Consider the following 18,739-nt stretch of genomic DNA (forward strand, 5'->3'; position numbering starts at 1 on the left):
TTCGGGCGCGCTCAGCCGCGATAGCCGGCCAGGAAGCGCGTGTCGAGATGGCGTTTCCAATGCCAGGCCAGGCGTCCGCCCCACCAGGCACCGCCGCGAATCGCCAGCGCCTGGCCGTGGCCCAGGTCGAGGATCGACAGCGCCCGGCGCTGGGGCCGATAGGGGCGCAGTGCCTCGCCCTGCCACCAGGCGGCCAGGTTGTTCCGCAGCACCGGCGCCTGTCGCACGCCGTAGACGCCGAGCCGTGGCAGTTCGTGCTCGAGGAGGGCGGCGCAGTCGCCGGCGGCGAATACCCATGACGCCGCCGGGCTCTGCAGGCAGTCGGTGACTGTCAGGCCGCGGCCGGCAATCGTCGGCAGGCCGAGCCGCTCGATCACCGGCGGCGGGGTGAGTCCCACGGCGTGAATCACGTGGTCGGCGGCGAAGAAGCGCGCGTTGTCTTCCCCCGGCGGCTGCCCGGGCGGGGTCGCCATGACGCCGCCCGGCAGGTGGCCGACCAGCGCGAGGCCGGTCGCGACCTCGATGCGACGCCGGACGAGGCGGCGGTGCAGCCAGCGCACCGCGCCCCGAGGGGCGCCGGGTAGCAGCTCCGGCGCCCGGGTCAGCAGGCGAATGGTCGGGTCGAGGCCATGGCGGTCGGCCAGGGCGCGCAGCTGGCAGGCCACCTCGACGCCGCTGGCGCCGCCGCCGGCCACCAGCAGGCGAGGACGCTTTCCCGCCGCGAAGTCGCGCTCCAGTCGCCGTCGCAGTGCCACCAGTCGGGGAATCGGCTTGACCGCCCACACGCTTGGGCCCTCGGGATGGGCGGGCGGCGGGATCACCGTCGAGCCGAGATTGAGCGAGACGGCCGACACCGCCAGGCGACGGCCGTCGTCCAGCTGCGCCTCGTGACGCTCGAGATCGAGGCCCGTCAGCCGACCGCGCAGGGCCTCGACGCCGCGGCGGTGGGCCAGCGCCATGGGATCGAGGCGATCCGCGGCGGGCGCGTACTGGCCGCCCAGCACGCCGCCGGCCATGCCGGAATACCAGAAGCCGCCGGGATCGAGCAGCACGACGCGCGGCATGGGCAGGCGATGTCGCTGGTCGATCAGGTGCAGATTGGCATGCCCGGCGCCGACCAGCAGCAGCGGCGCCTCGGTGGAGGAAGACGGGCTCATGAAGCGAGCGTAGCGAAACGGCGAGCGCCGCGCGACGAGACGTCGTTGTCCAACGCGCTGACTGGCGGTTGACGACCGGCATGGCAAAGGGCTCATATGGGATCCGAAACTTAACGAGTCGAATTCCCAGATGCGGGTACGAGGTCGGAGACAGCAGCTCAAGATCGTGCTAAGGCGCCGCCTGGCGGGGCTCGTGATCGCCACGGCGCCGCTGTCGGCCGCGACGGCGAGCGCGGCCGAGGATCCCCCGTCGGACGCCGAGGTATCGCGCATCCAGGTGATTGCCTCCTATCACCGCGGTAACCTGTGGGCCGACGAGCTGCTGGCGCGCCTCGACGAGGCCGCCAAGCGCCTGGGCGTGCCGGCGCTTGACGTCGACTACCTGGATGCACGTCGCCTCGGCACGGAGCAGGCGTTTTCGCTGCAGCAGGCGCGGCTCGAGGGGCGCCACGCGGTGGCGCCGAGCGATCGCCTGCTGCTGATCGACGATGCCGCGCTGCGCTTCTACATGACCCACCCGGCGGCCTGGCGCCAGTCGTCGCGGGTGGTAGCGATCGGCATCAACGATCCGGCGCTTCAGCGCCGCGCCCGAGCCGCCGGCATCAAGCGCATCGATACCACCGAAGTGGCCGAGTCGTCGCTGGCGTTTCTCTCGCAGGCGTTCGGCGGGCCGCCGTCCTGGCTGGTGCTGGGGGACGACACGCCGGTCGGGCGCGACCTGACCCGAGCCTTCGTATCGCGCCTGGAGGCGTCTCCATCCGGGCGGCTGGCCGACGTGCTGTGGCACTGGACGCCCGCCACGGTGCGCGATGCGCTGAAGACGCTGCCGGACGATACCCGGGTGTACGTGGTCGAGGGCCAGACCACGGGAAACGGCGACCTGAATCCGGCGCGTCGCGGTTGGCTCGACGAGCTGGATGCGGCGGGCGTGCCGGTGTTCTGCCATCTGCCGTATCAGCTCGAGCTTGGCTGTGCCGGTGGGGTGCTGCTGGATACCCGGCGCGTGGCGACCCTGGCCATCGAGACGCTGCTGAGCCCGGCCTTTGCCCATCAGCCGGCACGTCAGGTGGTCAGCGGCGGGCGCCAGGTGCTCGATGCCCGTTGGCATGCTCGGGTGCCGGCCCCGCTGGCGGCCTCCATCGAATGGGTCGGTGTGAACGATGCCATGCAGCAGGTGGAGGGGCAGCGCTCGATGCTGCTGTGGGCCGGCGTCGGTGGCGGCGGCGCGATGACCTGCGGGCTGCTGGTCATGGGCTGGTCACGCCGTCGGATGGCGCGGCGCCAGCGTCGGCTGATGATCGATCAGGCCAGTGGCCTGCCCAGCCAGCAGCTATGGGAGGCCGATGCCCCGGTGCGAGCGGGCTGCCTGTTCGAGCTCGCCTCGCCCCAGCTGCGCGAGGCGCGTGAGCGCTTCGGGCTGACCGCGGCCCAGTCGATGCTGCGCGAGCAGCTGCCGGCCGTTCGCGAGGCGCTGCCCGACGACTGGCGGCTTTACGCCGGGACGGGCATGAACCTGCTGGGCTGGGCGCCCGCCGCCGCCCGGGCCGAGGACGTCGAGACGTACGTCGATAGCGTCCTGGCACGTCTGAGCCGGCGGGTGCCCGATGGCGGCCAGCGGCTGAGCTGGCACGCCAGCCTGCTGCTGCTGGACGGTCGCGGCACCGATATCGCCCAGTGCCGCGATGCCCTGGACGAGGGCGTGGGACAGCTCGAACAGCAGGGCTGGCAGCAGCCCCTGCGGCGCGTGACGTCGCGCAAGCCCGTCTCGGCGACCCGCTTCCGGCATCTGGCCGAGGCGCTCGAGGCCATGATCGAGGCGCCGGAGTCGCAGTGGCGGCTGGTCTTCCAGCCCCAGGTCGAGCCTCGAGGGCACCGCCTCAAGGGGGCCGAGGTGCTGCTGCGCTGGCGACATCCCGAGTTCGGCGAGATCTCCCCGGGCGAGTTCCTGCCGGTGGCCGAGAGTCTGGGGCTGACGCGACGGCTGGATCATTGGGTCGCGGACGAGGCCATCGCCTGGCTCGGTCGTCATCGCCGGGTCCTGGACGACGACTTCCGGCTGTCGATCAACGTCGGTCTGGCGACCTTCGAGGATGACGGCTTCGCGGCGTCGCTGGGGGCCGCCCTCATGCGCCACGCGCTGCCGGCGGCGTGTCTCGAGATCGAAATCACCGAGCACGCCGATTTCGGCGAGCTGCCGCGCCTGGAGGCGGCGATGATCGAGCTGCGTCGCCTCGGGGTGCGTCTCTCGCTGGACGATTTCGGCACCGGCTATACCGCCTTTCGGCTGCTGCAGCGGCTACCGTTCGATGCGGTCAAGCTCGACCGAGAGCTGCTCGAGGCGGCCGGTCGGCATGCGCGGGCGGTCGAGGCCTACGAGGCGATGGTGCAATTCTGTTACCAGCTGGGCCTGGAAATCGTCGCCGAGGGGGTGGAGACCGAGGCCCAGCTGAGCTGGCTGACGTCGCTGGAGGTGCAGCTGCTGCAGGGCTATTACCTGGGGCGGCCCTGCGAATCCGAGGCGTTCCTGACGCGCTATGGCCAGTGCTGCCCCTCAGGAACGGGCCGCTGAGGGCGCGCGCCGTTGCCAGGCCGACACGCTGTAGAGCGCGAGGCCGATCCAGATCAGCACGAAGGTGGCGAGCTGGGTCGGTTCCAGCGGCTCGCCGAACACGAACAGCGCGATCAGGAACTGCATGCTGGGGTTGAGATACATCAGAAAGCCCAGAGTGGACAGGCGCAGGCGGCGCGCGGCGCCGGCGAAGGCCAGCAGCGGCAGGGCGGTCACCACTCCGCAGGCCACCAGCAGCAGCGTGGTGCGTGAGTCACCGAGGAAGTGCGACAGCCCGGCCTGACCGAGCGCACCCAGCGCCACCAGGCCCAGCGGCAGCAGCAGCAGGGTCTCGACCAGCAGCCCCGAGAGGCCGTCCAGGGGCACCTGCTTGCGCAGCAGCCCGTAGGTGCCGAAGCTCAGCGCCAGCACCAGGCTGATCCAGGGCAGGGTGCCCAGCAGCACCACCTGCAGCGCGATGCCCGCGGCGGCCAGGCCCACCGCCAGGCCCTGCACCCGGCTCATGCGTTCGCGCAGCACCAGCATGCCCAGCGCGATGTTGATCAGCGGCGTGAGATAGTAGCCGAGGCTCGCCTGCAGCACCCGATGAGTCTCCACGGCGTAGATGTACAGCCCCCAGTTGGCGGCGATCAGCACCGCACAGGCCAGTACCCGGCCCAGGCGGCGCGGCCGGGACAGCGCCGCGCGCACCGGCTGCCAGCGGCGCAGCACGGTCGCCATCCCGGCCAGGAACACGCACGACCACAGCACCCGATGCACCAGGATCTCGTAGGCGGGCACATCGTCGAAGAGGGCGAAGAACAGCGGGAAACAGCCCCACATCAGATAGGCGGCGAGGCCATAGCCCACTCCCTGGGCGGCCCCGTTATCGCGGTCTGTCGCTGACATCTTTACTTTCCTAATCAATAAAGCGACAGCCTATCATGGGCCGGACCGTTGCGTGACGGCTGCGTCGTCGGGCGCTCTCGTTTAGGCTATGGGGGCTGTCCGATCCACGAAGGGAGTCCTCGATGAGCGAACTCAGAACGACCCTGGTGCAGGCCGACCTGCGCTGGGAAGATCCCGAGGCGAACTGCCGGATGCTGGGGGCCTCGCTGGGCGAGCTCGACGGCGATGACACGGACCTGATCGTGCTGCCGGAGATGTTCGCCACCGGCTTCACCATGAATTCCCGCGAGATGGCCGAGCCCATGGCCGAGAGCGCCACCGTGACCTGGCTGCGCGACCAGGCGGTGAAGCGCGGCTGCGTGGTGACCGGCAGCGTGGCGGTGGTGGAAGACGGGGACTGCTACAATCGCCTGATCTGGGCGCGTCCCGACGGCAGCCTGGTGCACTACGACAAGCGCCACCTGTTCCGCATGGCCGGCGAGCACGAGCGCTATGCCATGGGGCACGAGCGGGTGATCGTCGAGCTCAAGGGCTTCCGCATCCTGCTCAGCGTCTGCTACGACCTGCGCTTCCCGGTGTGGCTGCGCCAGCAGCCCGCCGAGGGCGAGCACTTCGAATACGATGCCCTGCTGTGCGTGGCCAACTGGCCGGCGCCGCGTCGCCATCCCTGGCGGGTGCTGCTGCAGGCCCGGGCGGTCGAGAACCTGTGCCCGGTGATCGGCGTCAACCGCGTCGGCGAGGACGCCAAGGGCCTGCCCTACGCTGGCGATTCGATGCTGGTGGATGCCAAGGGCGAGCCGCTGATCGACGAGCCCCGCGATGTGGCCTTCGTCAAGACCGGCACCCTGTCGCTGGACGAGCTGCAGGCCTTCCGCGAGAAGTTTCCGGCCTGGCGAGACGCCGACCACTTCGGCCTGGCCGACGGGGTGGGTGCCTGATGCGACTGGATCGATTTCTCTCCGAGAGCACCGAGATGACTCGCAGCCTGGCCAAGCGCGCGCTGCTGCGCGGCGAGGTCGAGGTCAACGGCGAGCGCGAGAAGAAGGCCGCGCGCCATCTCGCGGCCGACGACCGCGTCACCTGGAACGGCCAGCGGCTCGAGCGGGTCGGGCTGCGCTACGTGATGCTGCACAAGCCCGAGGGCGTGGAGTGCACGGCGCGACGCGGCCTCTATCCGCGCGCGATGGATCTGATCGACCTGCCCAAGGCAGAGCGGCTGCAGACGGTGGGGCGCCTCGACGTGGAGACCACCGGCCTGCTGCTGCTCAGCGACGATGGCCAGTGGTCGCATCGGGTGACCTCGCCGAAGCGCGGCTGTGCCAAGGTCTATCTGGCGACCCTGGCGCGGCCGCTGGAGGGCGCCGAGGCCGAGCGCGCGGTGGCGGCCTTCGCCGAGGGCATCGAGCTCGAAGGCGACGAGGCGCCGACCCGGCCCGCCGAGCTGGAGCCCCTCGACCCGCTGCACGCGCGGCTGACGGTCCACGAGGGCCGCTACCACCAGGTGCGGCGCATGTTCGCCGCCATCGGCAACCACGTCGAGGCGTTGCACCGCGAATCGGTCGGCGCGCTGACGCTGGATCCCGAGCTGGCGCCGGGGGAATGGCGCGAGCTGAGCGCCGAGGAAGTGGCGCTGTTCTGAGCGGCGCCTCCCTGCCGCCTGTCGACCGCCCGGGCCACGATACGCATCGTGGCCCGGGCGCGTTTCAAGGCCCCTGTCACATCGATTTTATACCGTTATCTTTCTTCTCGCTCAGCCAGTCGTCCGGCCCGGAACACGAAAGTCGTCAGGCGGAGAAGGGCGGCGGCGTTGAAGACGGTATTGACGACAGCCCGGCGGCCTCGACCAGGGCGCGGGTGTAGTCGGTGGTCGGCCGGCTCAGCACGGCTTCACAGTCGCCCTGTTCGACGACCTCGCCGTCCTTCAGCACCAGCAAGCGATGGGCCATGGCGCGTACCACGGCCAGATCGTGGCTGATGAACAGGTAGCTGAGCCCGCGCTTGCGCTGCAGTTCGCGCAGCAGGGTCACCAGCTGCTTCTGCACGGTGCGGTCGAGCGCCGAGGTTGGCTCGTCGAGCACCAGCAGCGACGGTTCGAGAATGACCGCCCGGGCCACGGCGATGCGCTGGCGCTGGCCGCCGGAGAACTCGTGCGGGTAGCGGGCGCCGCATTCCTCGGGCAGGCCGACCTCGCGCAGGGTGTCGCGCACGCGGCGGTCGACCTCGGCGTCGTCCAGCTCGGGATGGTGGAAGCGCAGCCCCTCGCTGACGATATCGGCCACCGGCATGCGCGGCGACAGCGAGCCGTAGGGGTCCTGGAACACCACCTGCAGCCGCCGCCGCTGGCGGCGCAGGGCCTCGCCGTGCAGGGTGTCGAGACGCTCGCCGTCGAATTCGATCTCGCCGTGGCTCTGCTGCAGGCGCAGCAGCGCCAGCGCCAGGGTGGTCTTGCCGGAGCCGGATTCGCCGACGATACCCAGCGTCTCGCCCGGCGCGACCGCGAGGTCCAGCGGCTTGACCGCCTCGAAGGCCGGCGGGCGGCGGCTGAACAGCTTCTTCGGCCGCTGGAAGCGGATGCCCAGCCCGCGCGCCTGAAGCAGCGGCGTCCGATCGCCGACCGGCTCGGGGCGCCCGGTGGGATCGGCGGCCAGCAGCTCCCGGGTATAGGCGCTCTCGGGGGCCTCGAACACCCGCGACACCGGGCCGGTCTCCTGCATCCGGCCGTGGCGCATGACGCAGACACGGTCGGCGTGGCGGCGCACCAGGTTGAGGTCGTGGGTGATGAACAGCATGCCCATGCCGTGGGCATCGCGCAGCTCGGCCAGCAGCGCCAGGATCTCCTGCTGCACGGTGACGTCCAGCGCGGTGGTCGGCTCGTCGGCGATCAGCAGCCTGGGGTTGTTGGCGATGGCCATGGCGATCATCACCCGCTGGCGCTGGCCGCCGGAGAGCTGGTGGGGCCAGGCGTCGAGCAGCTCCTCGGCGCGGGGCAGCCGGACCTGCTCGAGCAGCTCGCGGGCACGCCGGCGTGCGGCCGCCCCCCGCAGGCCCTGGTGCAGGCGCAGGGTCTCGCCGATCTGGCGGGCCACGGTGTGCAGCGGATTGAGCGAGGTCATCGGCTCCTGGAACACGAAGCCGACCCGGCCGCCACGCAGCGCCCGCCAGTCGCGGGTCGAGAGCCGCGTGAGGTCGGTGTCGCCGAACCGACGCGCGCCGCTGACGTGGGTCCCGGGCGGCAGCAGGCCCAGGGCGCCGAGCGCCGACACCGACTTGCCGGAGCCGGACTCGCCGACCAGCGCCAGGGTCTCGCCGCGGCGCACCTCCAGCGACAGCCCCTCGACCACCGGCGCGTCGTCGAAGGCGATGGTCAGGTTCTCGAGGCGAAGCAGGGGCTCGTCGCTCATCTGGCGCTCCCGGTGGCGGTCTGGCGCTCGCTGTCGGCCGGCTCGGTCCGGCCGCGGGCGTGCTGGATGTGGCGCGGATCGAAGGCGTCACGCAGCCCCTCGCCGATGAACACCAGCAGCGACAGCATCACCGCCAGGGTCAGGAAGGCGGTGATGCCGAGCCACGGCGCCTGCAGGTTGTTCTTGCCCTGGGCCACCAGCTCGCCCAGCGACGGCGAGCCAGGCGGCAGGCCGAAGCCGAGGAAGTCCAGGGCGGTGAGGGTGGTGATGGCGCCGGTGAACAGGAACGGGATGAAGGTCAGGGTGGCGACCATGGCGTTGGGCAGCACGTGGCGGCGCATGATGATCCGTGACGGTAGGCCCATGGCCTTGGCGGCGCGCACGTATTCCAGGTTGCGGGCGCGCAGGAACTCGGCGCGCACCACGTCGACCAGCCCCAGCCAGGAGAACAGCAGCATGATGCCGAGCAGCCACCACAGGTTGGGCTCGACCAGGCTGGCCAGGATGATCAGCAGGAACAGCACCGGCAGGCCGGACCAGATCTCGATCAGGCGCTGGCCGATCAGGTCCACCTTGCCGCCGAAGTAGCCCTGCACGCCGCCGATGATCACGCCCAGGGCCAGCGAGCCGGCGGTCAGCACCAGGGCGAACACCACCGACAGGCGGAAGCCGTAGATCACCCGGGCCAGCACGTCGCGGCCCTGATCGTCGGTGCCCAGCCAGTGGCGGGCATCGGGCGGCGAGGGCGCCGGATGGTCGAGTTCCTGATCGAGGGTGTCGTAGGAGAACGGGATCGGCGGCCACAGCATCCAGCCGTCGGCCTCGATCGCCTCGCGGGTATAGGGGTCGCGATAGTCGGCCGGGGTGGGCAGGAAGCCGCCGAACTCGCTGTCCGGGTAGTCGACGATCAGCGGCGCGTACCACTGGCCCTGGTAGCTCACCAGCAGCGGCCGGTCGTTGGCCACCAGCTCGGCGCCGAGGCTGACCACGAACAGCGCCATGAACAGCCACAGCGACAGGCGCGCGCGGGGATTGCCGCGGAACACCGCCAGCCGGCGGCGGGTGATGGGGGAGAAACGCTCGCTCAGTGCCATGCTCAGGACTCCCGGGTCTCGAAGTCGATGCGGGGATCGACCCACACGTAGGTCAGATCCGAGACCAGCTTCAGGATCAGCCCGATCAGGGTGTAGAGATACAGGGTGCCGAAGATCACCGGATAGTCGCGCTGCATCACCGCCTCGAAGCCCAGCAGGCCCAGACCGTTGAGCGAGAAGATCACCTCGATCAGCAGCGAGCCGGTGAAGAAGATCGCCACCAGCGCCGAGGGCAGCCCGGCGATGATGATCAGCATGGCGTTGCGGAACACGTGGCCGTAGAGCACGCGGCGGTCGCTGGCGCCCTTGGCGCGGGCGGTCAGCACGTACTGCTTGTGGATCTCGTCGAGGAAGCTGTTCTTGGTCAGCATGGTCAGGGTGGCGAAGCTGCCGATCGCCGACGCCAGCACCGGCAGGCTGATGTGCCAGAAGTAGTCCTTGACCTTGCCCCAGGCGGAGAGCTCGCCGAAGTCCGGCGAGGTCAGGCCGCGCAGCGGGAACACGTCCCAGTAGCTGCCGCCGGCGAACAGCACGATCAAGAGTATCGCGAACAAAAAGCCCGGGATGGCGTAGCCGACGATCACCAGGCCCGAGCTCCAGACGTCGAAGCGCGATCCGTGACGCAGCGCCTTGCGGATGCCCAGCGGGATCGAGATCAGATAGACCAGCAGCGTGGTCCACAGGCCCAGTGAGATCGACACCGGCAGCCGCTCGAGCATCAGCTTGGTGACCGGCTCGCCGCGGAAGAAGCTCTCGCCCAGGTCGAAGGTAGCGTAGTCGACGAGCATGTCGAGGAAGCGCTGGTAGGCCGGCTCGTCGAAGCCGAACTGGGTCTCGAGGCGGTCGATGTATTGCTGCGGCACGCCGCGGGCGCCGCGGGATTCGCCACCACCGCCGGCGCTGTCGCCGCCGCCGCCCTCGAGGCGGGTGCTGGCCTGGGTCGACAGGCCCTCGAAGCGGGCCAGCATCTGGTCGATGGGGCCGCCAGGAGCGGCCTGCACGATCAGGAAGTTGAGCAGCATGATCCCCAGCAGGGTGGGGATCATCAGCAGGATGCGGCGCAAGACATAGGCGGCCACGGCGTGTCCTTAGCTATGAGTGTCCGGATGTCGCACGGGAGAAAAAGGTGAGGGGAGTGGTGTAAGGCGTGAGGAGGAATATGCCCCATCGCTGGCGCGGCTCACACATCACTCCTCACCCCTCACTCCATCCTCCCCTCACACCCACTCAGCGATTCCGCTGGCGTGCCTCGATCTCGGCGCCGCGCTCGGGGTCGACCCACCAGGCGTCGAGGTCGAGATTGTACTCGGGGAACGGCTCCTTCCAGCCGAACTTGTCCCACAGCGCGATGCGGGTGCTGTCCAGGTGCCACTGCGGGATGACGTAGAAGCCCCAGCGCAGCACGCGGTCGAGGGCCCGGGCGGCGGTATCCAGCGCCTCGCGGGTGTCGGCGGCGATCAGATCGTCGACCAGGGCGTCGATCGCCGGGTCGGCCAGCCCGATCAGGTTGCGGCTCTGGGGCGCGTCGGCGTACTCGCTGCCCCAGAACTCGCGCTGCTCGTTGCCCGGATTGGCGGACTGCGGAAAGCCGCCCACCACCATGTCGAAGTCGAAGTCGCGCAGCCGGTTGAGATACTGATTGACGTCGACGATGCGGATGTCGCCCTTCACGCCGAGCCGCGAGAGGTTGCGCAGCAGCGGCTGCACCACGCGCTCGAACTGGGTGTCGTAGAGCAGCACCTCGAGCGTCAACGGCCGGCCGGTCTCGGCGTTGACCAGGGTGCCGTCGTCGGTGTTTTCATAGCCGGCGTCGTGCAGCAGGCTCAGCGCCTTGCGCAGGCGGGCGCGCATGTCCCGCGGCTGCTCGATGGGCAGCGAGGCGTCGAACACGCGCTCGGGAAGCGCGTCGCGATACGGTTCAAGCAGGGAAAGCTCGGCGTCACTCGGCGGGCCCTCGGCGGCCATCTCGGAGTTCTCGAAGTAGCTGTGGGTGCGCTCATAGGCGCCGTAGAAGAGGTTCTGGTTGAGCCAGTCGAAGTCGAAGGCCAGATTCAGCGCCTCGCGCACCCTTACGTCCTGGAACTTGTCGCGGCGCAGGTTCATGACGTAGGCCTGCATGCCGGCGGGCTGGCCGTCGGGCACCTCGAGGCGAGTGACGAAGCCGTTTTCGGCGGCGGGGAAGTCGTAGGCGGTGGCCCAGTTGCGGGCGCTGGACTCGATCCGCATGTCGAGGTTGCCGGCCTTGAAGGCCTCCAGCGCCACGGTCTGGTCGCGGTAGTAGTCATAGACCAGTCGGCCGATGTTATGGCGGCCGCGATTCACGGGCAGGTTGCGGCCCCAGTAGTCGTCGACGCGCTGATAGACGATGCGTCGGCCGGGGTCGACCTCGGCGATGCGGTACGGGCCGGAGCCGAGCAGGGAGTCACGGGTGGGGCGCTCGAAGTCGCGGCCTTCCCAGTAATGGGCCGGCAGGATCGGCAGCTGGCCGAGAATCAGCGGCAGTTCGCGGGACTCGCCGGCGGCGAGGTCGAAGTGCACGGTGTCTTCGTCGACCGCCCGCACGTCGCTGACGTCGGCATAGTAGGCGGCGTAGAACGGCTGGGCCTTCTCGGTGAGGGTCTCGAAGCTGAAGATCACGTCTTCCGCGGTGACCGGTTCGCCGTCGTGGAAGCGGGCATCCGGATCGAGGTCGAATTCGATCCACTGGCGGTCCGGGTCGAGGCGCACGCCCTCGGCCAGCAGGCCGTACATGGTGAAGGGCTCGTCGGGATTGGCCACCATCAGGGTGTCGAAGATGGCGCTCAGGCCAGCAGCCGGGGTGCCCTGGACGATGAACGGATTGGTGGAGTCGAAGCTGCCGTTGGCGCCGCGTGTCAGGGTGCCGCCCGTGGGGGCATCGGGATTGACGTAAGGGAAGTGGTCGAAGTTCGCCGGCAGTGCCGGGTCGCCGTAGAGCGCCAGGGCGTGGCGCGTGGGCACGTCAGCCGGATCCGCGGCCAGGGCGGGCGTCGCCCCCAGGGCCGCCGTCAGCAGCACGATCGATCGCATCGGTCAGCATCCTTGTACCAGAGCGGGGGCGAGGCCCCCTATTATCTACCGGAAAGTGTCAGCTGCTGGCCGGGTTGTAAAGCGTTGGGGCTGTCGAGACCGTTCCAGCGGGCCAGGTCGGCGACCGCCACGGCGTGCTCGGAGGCGATGGCCGAGAGGGTGTCGCCGCGCTGCACGACGTGGACCTCTGAGCCGGCCGGCGTCGGTCGATCCAGGGCCGCCAGCAGCGGCTCGGCGCCCTCGGCGGGTACCAGCAGCTCGCGGACCTGCCCGGGGCGGGCGATGTCGCCACGCAGGCCCGGGTTGAGGGCGGCCAGCTGGCCGGTCGGCACGCCGGCCAGCCTGGCCGCCTCGCCGAGGCGCACGGTGCGGGTCACCGGCACGCGCTCGAAGGCTGGGGAGCCCTCGATCTCGGGCAGCGTGACGCCGTAGCGCTCTGGATCGCCGATGATGGCGGAGATCGCCAGCAGCTTGGGGATGTAGTCCATGGTCTCCCGGGGGAGGTCGAGATCCCAGTAGCTGCCGCGATGGCCCCTGGCCAGGGCGCGGCGCTTGGCGCGATTCACGGTGCCGGCGCCGGCATTGTAGGCGGCCAGCGACAGCTCGATGTCACCCTGGTACCACTGCTTGGCCTGGTACTCGATGTAGTCCAGCGCAGCGTCGGTCGAGCGCACCACGTCGAGGCGGCCGTCCCAGCTGCGCGAGCGGTTGAGCCCCAGGGCGTCGCCGGTACGCGGCATGATCTGCCACAGGCCGGCGGCGCCGAAGTGGCTGCGGGCCGTGGGGTCGAAGGAGCTTTCGACGAAGGGCACCAGCGCCAGCTCGCCGGGCAGGCCGCGTTCCTCGACGCGTTCGAGGATCCAGGCCAGCCAGGGCCGGGCGCGCTCGGCGATCTCGGCGACGTTGTGCGGCTTGGCGCTGTATTCGTCGATCCAGTGCTGGACGCGGGCCTGGCCGGCGCCGTGCTGCCATTGGCCCTGCCACTGGAAGGACTCGCGCAGGCGCGACCAGGCATCGGCCGGCTGCAGCTGCAGATGGCTCCAGAAGGTGCGGCGGCCGGCCGGCTCGCCGCGATGGACCGGGGCGAAGCTCGGCGTATCGGCGCCCAGCTGCCCGGCGGGCAGGGTCGAGGCCTTGGAGTAGGCGCCGGCGATCAGGGCGCCGGTCATGGCGATCGTGCTGGCGAATCCGAGGAGTCGTCGGCGCGATGTGTGATAGGTCATGCAGGGGCCTCCGGGGCGGGCGTTGCCGGCCGTGACATGGCAGGCAACGCGAGTTGCCGGGTGGGTCTCAGAAGTCGTCTTTCCAGGCGCGCAGGGTGGCGAAGGTCGTCACCGTGTCGGTGGTGTCGCCATGCGAGGCGGCCGCGCGGCGCACGCCGGCGTCGTCGCAGCGCAGGAAAGGGTTGATGCGCCGTTCCCGCCCGAGGGTGCTGGGCAGGGTGGGGCGCTCGAGCTCCCGGGCCCGCCGGCACTCCTGCTCGGCGGCGTCGATATCGGGGTTGTCGGGGTCGGCGGCCTTGGCGAAGGCGAGGTTCGCCAGGGTGTATTCATGGGCCGCGAACACCAGAGTGTCCTCGGGCAGCGCTGTGAGGCGTGCCAGCGAGGCGTGCATCTGTTCCGGGGTTCCTTCGAACAGACGTCCACAGCCGGCACTGAACAGGGTGTCGCCGCAGAACAGCAGCGGCGGTATGCCGGCGGTGAAGAAGGCGATGTGATCCAGGGTATGGCCTGGGACCTCGATGACTTCGAACAGGCGCCCGATCACACGCACCTCGTCGCCGGCGCCGACACGCTCGTCGATGCCGTCGATGCCGGGATTGTGCGGACCGATCACTCGCGGCGCATAGCGCTGGATCAGCTCGGGCAGGCCACCGACGTGATCCGGATGATGGTGGGTGACGAGAATGCTGCCGAGGGTCAGGCCCTCGCGCTCCAGGGTCTCGATCACCGGAGTCGCATCGCCGGGATCCACCACACAGACCTCGGGGCTCGTGTCCTGCCGCAGCATCCAGATATAGTTGTCGCGAAAGGCGGGGATCGGTGTCACGCTCAACATGGGCTCAGGGGTCCTCGCGCCTTGGCCTGGGATCGTCCGAGCCGTGGGCGCCTTGAATCGAGTCTTTGCAAAATCGAGTACTCTGGAGAGATCAACGGATCATGTCAAATTCGCAGGATGCGATGCACATGGCGCGGCGGGTGCGCGAAGGGCGCCGCTACTGGGCGGGCGCCGCCGGGCAGGGCGTGTGGCAGGCCCAGCGCGCCTGCCTGGGGCCGCTCTGCGAGCGCTGGTTCGGTCCCCACGGGCTGGAGCTGGGTCTGGCATCGGGCCTGGCCGACATGTGTCCGGTGCGCCACGCGCTGCGCTGGGCGCCGACCCGGGAACTGGCCTCCGACGACGCCACCCTGGTATGTCCCCTGGATGCCCTGCCGCTGCCCGACGGCTGCCTGAGCCTGGTGGTGGTGCATCACCTGCTCGAGATCGCCCCCGATCCGCACCACCTGTTGCAGGAGGCGGCCCGGGTGACCGCCGATGACGGCCACCTGATCCTGTTCGGCTGGCACCCGTTCGGCCCCAGCGGCTGGCGACGCTGCTTGCCGGGGCGGCGTCGCGAGCTGCCCGGTTGCGGTCGCTGGCGCACCCCCGGGCGGCTTGCCGACTGGCTGGCGTTTGTCGACTTCGAGGCCCAGCGGGTAGACTACTGCGGCTTTCGCCTGCCCGGCGGCCTGGCCCGCAACGCCCGGCTGGAGACCTTCGGGCGCCGGCACAACCTGCCGCTGGGCGACAGCTACATGATTCATGCGCGGCGCCGGTCGCAGCTGGTCCAGCCTGGGCGCGGCCGGGTGGTCTTTCCGACGCCGCTGGCCGGCTCGGCGCTGGGCAACGTGTCCGGCCGGTCCGCCACCGACGAAGGTAATCAAGGGTGACAGACCAACCACCGTCCGGGGCGTTGCCCGACGTGACGATCTATACCGACGGCGCCTGCCGCGGGAATCCCGGCCCCGGCGGCTGGGGTGCGCTTCTGTGCAGCGGCCCCCACGAGAAGCCGCTCAAGGGCGCCGAGCCGAAGACCACCAACAACCGCATGGAGCTGATGGCCGCCATCATGGCGCTGAAGGCGCTGACCCGGCCGTGTCGCGTCGAGCTGTGGACCGACTCCGAATACCTGCGTCGCGGCATCACCGAGTGGATCCACGGCTGGATCAAGCGCGGCTGGAAGACCGCTTCCAAACAGCCGGTCAAGAACGCCGAGCTGTGGCGCGCACTCCACGAGGAAGCGCAGCGACACCGCGTCGAGTGGCACTGGGTCAAGGGCCACAGCGGCCACCCCGGCAACGAGCGCGCTGACAGCCTGGCCAACCAGGCCATCGACGAGATGCAGGCCAAGGCCTGATGCTCGCCCCTATAACGTCGATCACCCACAGGTAACGTCCCATGCGCCAGATCATCCTGGATACCGAGACCACCGGCATCGACCCCCGCGACGGCCATCGCCTGATCGAGATCGGCGCCGTGGAGATGGTCAATCGCCGGCTGACAGGCAATACCTATCACCAGTTCATCAACCCGCAGCGCAGCATCGACGCCGAGGCGGTGGCGGTACACGGCATCACCGACGAGCGGGTCGCCGACGAGCCGCTGTTCGCCGAGATCGCCGACGACTTCTGGGCCTTCATCGAGGGCGCGGAGCTGGTGATCCACAACGCGCCCTTCGACGTGGGCTTCATCGACCACGAAATCGGCATGCTGAACCAGGCCCGCGGCGAGCCGCGCCTGGGGCCGGTGGCCGATCACTGCCGCATCCTCGACACCCTGCAGATGGCGCGGGAAAAGCACCCCGGCCAGCGCAACAACCTCGATGCGCTGTGCAAGCGCTACGACATCGAGAACGGCCACCGGGTACTGCACGGCGCCCTGCTGGACGCCGAGATCCTGGCCGACGTCTACCTGGCGATGACCGGCGGCCAGACTGCGCTGTCGCTGGACGCCAATGCCGGTGACGGCGACGAGTCCGCGGCCGGCGGCGGGCTGAATATCCGTCGCGTGTCGCTCACGCCGGGCAGCCTGACGGTCCAGGCGCCGGACGAGGCCGAATGGCAGGCCCATCGCGACAAGCTGGCGACCGTGCGTCAGGCCGGCGGCGAGTGCCGCTGGGACACCCTGGAGGGCTGGCCCGGGCGTGAGGCGAACTGATGCTGCGTCGTGAGCTGCCCCATGAGGAAACCGCCGGGCAGGTGATTCGCCTGGCCCGCGGGCGCATCGCGCCGGGCCCGGACGGGAGGCCGCTGCAGCCCTGGCAGCCCTGGACGCCGGCCATGCAGCCGATGTGCTGGTGGCACGACGCACCGGTGGCGCTGTCGGTGGAAGACGCGCCCGGCGACGACTGGATCGAGGGGCGCGAGTGGCTGGCGCGGCTGCCGGAGTCCTGGTTCGCGCTGCTCTCCACCGCGCTGCAGGTCGGCGCCTGGCTGCGTCACCACCGTTTCTGCGGCAGCTGCGGCGCGCCGGCCTCGCGGCTCGACCACGAGTTCGCCATGCACTGCGAGCGCTGCGGCCATCGCAACTATCCGCGCATCTCGCCGTGCATCATCACCCTGGTGACCCACGGCGAGTCGCTGCTGCTGGCGCGCAGCCCGCGCTTCCCGCCGGGGCGCTACTCGACGCTGGCGGGCTTCATCGAGCCGGGCGAATCCGCCGAGGAGGCGGTGCGCCGCGAGGTGTTCGAGGAGGTGGGGCTGACCGTGGGGCGGCTGCGCTACTTCCAGAGCCAGGCCTGGCCCTTCCCGCACTCGCTGATGCTCGGCTACTTCGCCGAGGCGGCCAGCCGGCGCATTCGCATCGACGGTCACGAGATCAGCGATGCCGCCTGGTTCTCGCCGCGCCGGCTGCCCCAGCTGCCGCCGCCGTATTCGATCTCGCGGGCGCTGATCGAGACGCACCTGGCCGAGGTCGGCGCCAGATAGGTCACTTGGGGCACTTGGGGAGCTGCTTGGGAAGTCACTTGGGATGTCGGTTGGAATACCGATCGTCAGGGCGAATCAGCCGCGGCGGGGAAACAGGCTGCCGAGCTTGGTGGCCAGCATGACGTTGCCGGTGGCCTTGAGCCGGCCGCTCATCACGGCGCTCATGCCGCTGATCTCGCCGCTCATCACGCCCCTGAGGGTCTCGCTGCTGAGGCTGAGGCTGACCGACGGCTCCTCGTGAACGCCTTCCCGCACGTCCAGCTCGCCGTCGCGGACGATCAGGTGATAGTCCCCCTTGTCGCTGAAGTGGAACTGGAACACCTCGTCCATGCCGCGGGCGGCCTCGGGGTCGAAGCGGGCGTGGAGCTTGTCGAGGGTGCTGTCGGGCATCGGGGGTCTCCGGAGACGTGAAAGATCGACCCGCGAGATTAGGGAAAAGCGCCGGTGCCATCAAGTCGGCCGGCTTGTCGTGGCCTTCGCCGCTGGGCAGGATGAAGGCCTGCCCGGCGACGATCGACGCCACGACGGTTTGACACCTCGAAGGAGAGACACGGTGGAAGGAGAGACGCGGTGAACGAGTGGCTGACGGATTTCGGCATGTTCTTGGCCCAGCTGGTGGCGGTGGTGGTCATCGTGACCCTGGGCGTGGTGATGGTGATGCGCGCACGCGGCGGCGAGGGCGAAAAGGTCCGGCTGCGGATCGAGGAGCTCAACGGCCACCGTCGTCGGCGCAGGCGCCGGCTGCAGCTGGCCGCCAGCGAGCCCGGGACGCGCAAGCGGCTGCAGAAGGCGTTTCGGCGCGACGACAAGGCGCGCGGCAAGCGCAAGGACGATGAGGAGGCCGAAGCCGCCGGCACGGTCTGGGTGCTGGACTTCCACGGCGACCTGAAAGCCAGCGCCACCGGGCGCTTCGCCGAGGAGGTCTCGGCGGTGCTGGACGTGGCCGGCGAGAAGGACGAGGTGGTGGTGCGCCTGGAGTCGCCGGGCGGGCTGGTGCACGCCTACGGCCACGCCGCCGCCGAACTCGACCGCCTGCGCCAGGCGGGGCTATCCACCACGGTGTGCGTCGACAAGGTGGCGGCCAGCGGTGGCTATCTGATGGCCTGCTGCGCCGACCGGCTGCGGGTCGCGCCCTTCGCGGTGCTGGGCTCGATCGGCGTGGTCGCCCAGGTGCCCAACCTGCATCGGCTGCTCAAGCGGCACGACGTCGACGTGGAGGTGCTGACCGCGGGTCGCTACAAGCGCACCCTGACGGTGTTCGGCGAGAACACCGAGGAAGGGCGCGAGAAATTCCTGGAAGATCTCGAAAACGTACACGGGCTGTTCAAGCATTACGTGGCCGAGCGTCGCCCGGGCCTGGACATCGAGGCGGTGGCCACCGGCGAGAGCTGGTACGGTCAGCAGGCGCTGTCCCGCGGGCTGGCCGACGAGATCGGCACCAGCGAGGCCTATCTCGTCGAGCGTATGGGCGAGGCCCGGGTGGTGTCGTTGCGCCTGGAGCGACGCCAGTCTTTGCCGGAGCGCCTGGGGATGTCGGTCTCGCACGGCGTGGAACGCGGTGTCGAACGCGTCGTCGAGAGTCTGGAGGCGCGCGGCTGGCAGAAGCGCTGAGCCGCGC

At 70.0% G+C, this 18,739-nt stretch carries 17 protein-coding genes; 8 read left to right on the forward strand and 9 right to left on the reverse strand.

Annotated elements, in window-relative coordinates:
- Positions 1–11: 11 nt before the first annotated feature.
- Positions 12–1,157 carry an NAD(P)/FAD-dependent oxidoreductase gene (locus MYL53_RS03665; RefSeq protein WP_247852060.1) on the reverse strand — a complete coding sequence of 382 codons (1,146 nt, stop codon included), beginning with the start codon at positions 1,155–1,157 and terminating at the stop codon, positions 12–14.
- 130 nt (positions 1,158–1,287) lie between these two features.
- Here MYL53_RS03665 and MYL53_RS03670 point away from each other — a divergent pair, with 130 nt between their 5' ends.
- Positions 1,288–3,726 carry an EAL domain-containing protein gene (locus tag MYL53_RS03670; protein WP_247852061.1) on the forward strand — a complete coding sequence of 813 codons (2,439 nt, stop codon included), beginning with the start codon at positions 1,288–1,290 and terminating at the stop codon, positions 3,724–3,726.
- On the opposite strand, the gene rarD is transcribed toward MYL53_RS03670, so the two are convergent.
- Positions 3,709–4,614, reverse strand: coding sequence for an EamA family transporter RarD (rarD, locus tag MYL53_RS03675; RefSeq protein WP_247852062.1), 906 nt, complete (start codon positions 4,612–4,614; stop codon positions 3,709–3,711). The genes MYL53_RS03670 and rarD overlap by 18 nt on opposite strands.
- A 122-nt stretch (positions 4,615–4,736) precedes the next feature.
- Here rarD and MYL53_RS03680 point away from each other — a divergent pair, with 122 nt between their 5' ends.
- A complete protein-coding gene (locus MYL53_RS03680) occupies positions 4,737–5,552 on the forward strand; it encodes an amidohydrolase (RefSeq protein WP_247852063.1) in 816 nt (271 codons plus the stop codon).
- Positions 5,552–6,253 (forward strand): pseudouridine synthase, encoded by a 702-nt coding sequence (locus MYL53_RS03685; RefSeq protein ID WP_247852064.1) that lies wholly within the window; start codon positions 5,552–5,554, stop codon positions 6,251–6,253. The genes MYL53_RS03680 and MYL53_RS03685 overlap by 1 nt, the downstream gene beginning before the upstream one ends.
- Positions 6,254–6,398: 145 nt before the next feature.
- On the opposite strand, the gene MYL53_RS03690 is transcribed toward MYL53_RS03685, so the two are convergent.
- From MYL53_RS03690 to gloB, 6 genes are all read right to left on the reverse strand, one after another.
- The gene (locus tag MYL53_RS03690; protein ID WP_247852065.1) at positions 6,399–8,015 is read right to left on the reverse strand and encodes an ABC transporter ATP-binding protein; all 1,617 of its coding nucleotides are present in this window, start codon (positions 8,013–8,015) and stop codon (positions 6,399–6,401) included.
- On the reverse strand, positions 8,012–9,109 hold the full coding sequence (locus MYL53_RS03695; protein WP_247852066.1) for an ABC transporter permease: 1,098 nt from the start codon (positions 9,107–9,109) through the stop codon (positions 8,012–8,014). The genes MYL53_RS03690 and MYL53_RS03695 overlap by 4 nt, the downstream gene beginning before the upstream one ends.
- A 2-nt stretch (positions 9,110–9,111) precedes the next feature.
- Positions 9,112–10,188 (reverse strand): microcin C ABC transporter permease YejB, encoded by a 1,077-nt coding sequence (locus MYL53_RS03700; RefSeq protein ID WP_247852067.1) that lies wholly within the window; start codon positions 10,186–10,188, stop codon positions 9,112–9,114.
- Positions 10,189–10,336: 148 nt separating this feature from the next.
- The gene (locus tag MYL53_RS03705; RefSeq protein ID WP_247852068.1) at positions 10,337–12,157 is read right to left on the reverse strand and encodes an extracellular solute-binding protein; all 1,821 of its coding nucleotides are present in this window, start codon (positions 12,155–12,157) and stop codon (positions 10,337–10,339) included.
- 41 nt (positions 12,158–12,198) lie between these two features.
- Positions 12,199–13,380 carry a transglycosylase SLT domain-containing protein gene (locus MYL53_RS03710; protein WP_247852069.1) on the reverse strand — a complete coding sequence of 394 codons (1,182 nt, stop codon included), beginning with the start codon at positions 13,378–13,380 and terminating at the stop codon, positions 12,199–12,201.
- A 67-nt stretch (positions 13,381–13,447) separates the two neighbouring features.
- Positions 13,448–14,215 (reverse strand): hydroxyacylglutathione hydrolase, encoded by a 768-nt coding sequence (gene gloB / locus MYL53_RS03715; protein WP_247852070.1) that lies wholly within the window; start codon positions 14,213–14,215, stop codon positions 13,448–13,450.
- Between the two features lie 101 nt (positions 14,216–14,316).
- Between gloB and MYL53_RS03720 the strand changes: the two genes are divergently transcribed.
- The 4 genes from MYL53_RS03720 to nudC are packed head-to-tail and all read left to right on the forward strand — an operon-like array spanning position 14,317 to position 17,121.
- Positions 14,317–15,084, forward strand: coding sequence for a methyltransferase domain-containing protein (locus MYL53_RS03720; protein WP_247852071.1), 768 nt, complete (start codon positions 14,317–14,319; stop codon positions 15,082–15,084).
- A 23-nt stretch (positions 15,085–15,107) separates the two neighbouring features.
- Positions 15,108–15,551 carry a ribonuclease HI gene (gene rnhA, locus MYL53_RS03725; protein ID WP_282103410.1) on the forward strand — a complete coding sequence of 148 codons (444 nt, stop codon included), beginning with the start codon at positions 15,108–15,110 and terminating at the stop codon, positions 15,549–15,551.
- A 41-nt stretch (positions 15,552–15,592) separates the two neighbouring features.
- Positions 15,593–16,351: a DNA polymerase III subunit epsilon gene (gene dnaQ / locus MYL53_RS03730; protein ID WP_247852073.1), complete on the forward strand. Its 759-nt coding sequence runs from the start codon at positions 15,593–15,595 to the stop codon at positions 16,349–16,351.
- Positions 16,351–17,121 carry an NAD(+) diphosphatase gene (gene nudC / locus MYL53_RS03735; protein WP_247852074.1) on the forward strand — a complete coding sequence of 257 codons (771 nt, stop codon included), beginning with the start codon at positions 16,351–16,353 and terminating at the stop codon, positions 17,119–17,121. The genes dnaQ and nudC overlap by 1 nt, the downstream gene beginning before the upstream one ends.
- A gap of 75 nt (positions 17,122–17,196) precedes the next feature.
- On the opposite strand, the gene MYL53_RS03740 is transcribed toward nudC, so the two are convergent.
- Positions 17,197–17,511, reverse strand: coding sequence for an SCP2 sterol-binding domain-containing protein (locus MYL53_RS03740; RefSeq protein WP_247852075.1), 315 nt, complete (start codon positions 17,509–17,511; stop codon positions 17,197–17,199).
- Positions 17,512–17,691: 180 nt separating this feature from the next.
- Between MYL53_RS03740 and sohB the strand changes: the two genes are divergently transcribed.
- Positions 17,692–18,732, forward strand: a complete 1,041-nt coding sequence (gene sohB / locus MYL53_RS03745; protein WP_247852076.1) for a protease SohB — start codon at positions 17,692–17,694, stop codon at positions 18,730–18,732.
- Positions 18,733–18,739: the final 7 nt, after the last annotated feature.

This window comes from Halomonas getboli (assembly GCF_023094245.1).
Lineage (GTDB): Bacteria > Pseudomonadota > Gammaproteobacteria > Pseudomonadales > Halomonadaceae > Halomonas > Halomonas getboli.